Annotated in this window: 3 protein-coding genes and 1 pseudogene; 2 read left to right on the top strand and 2 right to left on the bottom strand. The window is 72.3% G+C overall.

Features of this window, described 5'->3' with window-relative positions:
• Nucleotides 1–47: 47 nt before the first annotated feature.
• Nucleotides 48–392, bottom strand: coding sequence for a helix-turn-helix domain-containing protein (locus GT042_RS02715; RefSeq protein WP_161307094.1), 345 nt, complete (start codon nucleotides 390–392; stop codon nucleotides 48–50).
• Between the two features lie 124 nt (nucleotides 393–516).
• Between GT042_RS02715 and GT042_RS02710 the strand changes: the two genes are divergently transcribed.
• Nucleotides 517–1596: an NADH:flavin oxidoreductase/NADH oxidase gene (locus tag GT042_RS02710; RefSeq protein WP_161307093.1), complete on the top strand. Its 1080-nt coding sequence runs from the start codon at nucleotides 517–519 to the stop codon at nucleotides 1594–1596.
• A 32-nt stretch (nucleotides 1597–1628) separates the two neighbouring features.
• Here GT042_RS02710 and GT042_RS02705 read toward each other — a convergent pair whose 3' ends face one another.
• The gene (locus GT042_RS02705) at nucleotides 1629–2306 is read right to left on the bottom strand and encodes a uracil-DNA glycosylase (RefSeq protein WP_161307092.1); all 678 of its coding nucleotides are present in this window, start codon (nucleotides 2304–2306) and stop codon (nucleotides 1629–1631) included.
• A 259-nt stretch (nucleotides 2307–2565) separates the two neighbouring features.
• Here GT042_RS02705 and GT042_RS02700 point away from each other — a divergent pair.
• A pseudogene (locus tag GT042_RS02700) lies at nucleotides 2566–2793 on the top strand (ATPase); the annotation flags it as partial.

The raw sequence follows: 2793 nt of genomic DNA, 5'->3' as shown, positions 1-2793 counted from the left end.
CACAACCAAGCCCGTCCGGCGATTGAGGACACCGGTAAGCGCAGCGGTCACCGGGCAGACGCACCACCCAACCGCACCGCCTCCAGCACACAGTCCAGCAGCCCAGGAAACAGCGCGTCCAGATCCCCCCGCCGAAGCCCGTTCATCTTCGCCGTCCCCCGATAGAACTGGTGGATCACCCCGCTCTCCCGCAACACCCGGAAGTGATACGTCGTCGTCGACTTGGTGACCGGTAGCGGGATCTGCGAGCAGGTCAACTCCCCCTCCGCGCCCGCCAGGTCCCTGACGATGCTCAGACGCAGCGGGTCGGACAGCGCGTGCAGGACGCCCTCCAGACGGATCTCCGCGCGCAGGGGATGAACCAGTTCGCGCGTGCTGCTCGCGGCACTCATCGGTGGCTCCACTTCGTCGGGAATCCCATTGTACGAGGATTCTCATAGTTTGACATTCGCCTTACTACGACGCGTATCGTAGTAGCGCCGTCCCGCCCCCCCGTCACGTCCGACTGGAGTCCCCGTGAGCGCACTGTTCGAGCCGTACACCCTGCGGTCGCTGACCATCCCCAACCGCGTATGGATGGCACCCATGTGCCAGTACTCCGCCGAGGAGACGGGCCCGGACGCCGGCGTGCCCCGTGACTGGCACTTCGCCCACCTCGCCTCCCGGGCCGTCGGCGGTACGGGACTGATCCTCGTCGAGGCCACGGCCGTCAGCCCGGAGGGCCGGATCAGCGTCGCCGACGTCGGCATCTGGAACGACACGCAGGTCGAGGCGTTCCGCCGGATCACCCGCTTCCTCGCCTCGCAGGGCACGGTTTCGGGCATCCAGCTCGCCCACGCGGGGCGCAAGGCCTCCACCGACCGGCCCTGGAAGGGCGGCGGCCCGGTCGCCCCCGACGCCAACGGGTGGGAGGTCCTCGCGCCGAGCCCCGTACCGTTCGCGGACGGGCATCTCGTGCCGGCCGAGCTGACGGTGGAACAGATCCGCGAGATCGTGGGGCAGTTCGGGGCGGCGGCCCGGCGGGCCCGCGAGGCCGGGTTCCAGGTCGTAGAGGTGCACGGCGCGCACGGCTATCTGGTCGGCCAGTTCCTCTCCCCGCACAGCAACAGGCGCACGGATTCCTACGGGGGTTCGTACGAGAACCGCACGCGGTTCGCCCTGGAGGTCGTGGACGCGATCCGGGCGGAGTGGCCCGAGGATCTGCCGGTGTTCTTCCGCGTCTCGGCCACCGACTGGCTCGACGAGGGCGGCTGGACCGTGGACGAGACGGTACGGCTGGCGGACGACCTGCTGGCGCACGGCGTGGACCTGCTCGACGTGTCCAGCGGCGGCAACGCGGCGCACGTCCGTGTCCCGGTCGGCCCCGGCTACCAGGTGCCGTTCGCGGCGCGTGTCAGGGCGGAGACCCGGATGCCCGTGGCGGCCGTCGGCCTCATCACCGAGCCGGAGCAGGCGGAGAAGATCGTCGCCAACGGCGAGGCGGACGCGGTGCTGCTCGGCAGGGAGCTGCTGCGCGACCCGTACTGGGCCCGCCGCGCGGCCCGCGAACTGGGCGGCACGGTGCACACGCCCCCGCAGTACGCCCGCGCCCACTGAGGGGCCCGGAGATTCCGACGGCGGTCAGGCCGTCAGGGAAGGCGCCACTCCACCGGCTGCGCACCCTGACGGACCAGCAGGTCGTTGGCGCGGCTGAACGGGCGCGATCCGAAGAAGCCCCGGTCCGCCGACATCGGCGAGGGGTGGGCCGACTCGATCGCCGGGTAGTCACCGAGGAGGGGGCGCGCGTTGCGGGCGTCGCGCCCCCACAGGATGGACACGAGCGGCTTGCCCCGGGCGGCCAGGGCCCGGATCGCCTGTTCGGTGACCTCTTCCCAGCCCTTGCCGCGGTGCGCGGCGGGCTTGCGGGGTGCGGTCGTCAGCGCGCGGTTGAGCAGCAGGACCCCCTGGCGCGTCCACGGGGTCAGGTCACCGTTGGACGGGAGGGGCAGGCCGAGATCCGACTGGAGCTCGCGGAATATGTTCTGGAGGCTGCCGGGGAGCGGGCGGACGTCGGACGCCACGGCGAAGCTGAGGCCGATGGCATGTCCCGGCGTCGGGTACGGGTCCTGGCCGACGACGAGGACCCGTACCTCGTCGAAGGGCTGCTGGAAGGCGCGCAGCACGTTCGGCCCGGCGGGCAGATAGGTACGGCCGGCGGCGATCTCCGCGCGCAGGAAGTCGCCCATCTCGGCGATGCGCCCGGCGACGGGCGCCAGCGCGTCCGCCCAGCCGGGCTCGACAATTTCGTTCAGAGGTCGTGCTGCCACGAGATCACTCTACTGGTCCACGGAGCGTGCCCAGGACTCCTCAACCGGCGGCCGGGACGCCTCACTTGCGGGCCGGTGACTCCGGCCGGGCGGCTGCGACGCGCGGTGGACGCCCCCTCCCGGGTGACCGGGTGTCCCCTCTTTAAGGTGGGGGCCGCGTACGCCCGGCGCCGAAGAGCGTGAGGGCGGCGTGAGACCGGCGCGGACCCGCGCCGGGCGCGCGACGAGCCGGGGGTACGGGAATGAGCCGGGTGCGGGGATGAGCTGGGTGCTGGGCGTCGACTCGGGCGGCTCGGGGCTGCGGATCGCGCTGCGTTCCACGGAGGACCCCGCACGCGTCCTGCTCGCGGATCCGGGTGAGCCGCTCCGTACCGGCCCCTCGGGCATCGACGCCGGCCAGCTGCTCCGTCAACTCCTCCCCGCCGCAGAGAAGTTGCTGGTACGGGCCGGGGCGCGGGGACCGGTGGCCGCGGCCGTCGGCGCGGCC

The sequence above is a fragment of the Streptomyces sp. SID3212 genome (genome assembly GCF_009865405.1).
Classification (GTDB): domain Bacteria; phylum Actinomycetota; class Actinomycetes; order Streptomycetales; family Streptomycetaceae; genus Streptomyces.
This window is presented reverse-complemented; position numbering and strand designations above follow the sequence as displayed.

Bases quoted from the DNA above. Each gene is read 5' to 3' on its own strand.
- GT042_RS02715 (WP_161307094.1), bottom strand. From the start codon at position 392: ATGAGTGCCGCGAGCAGCACGCGCGAACTGGTTCATCCCCTGCGCGCG.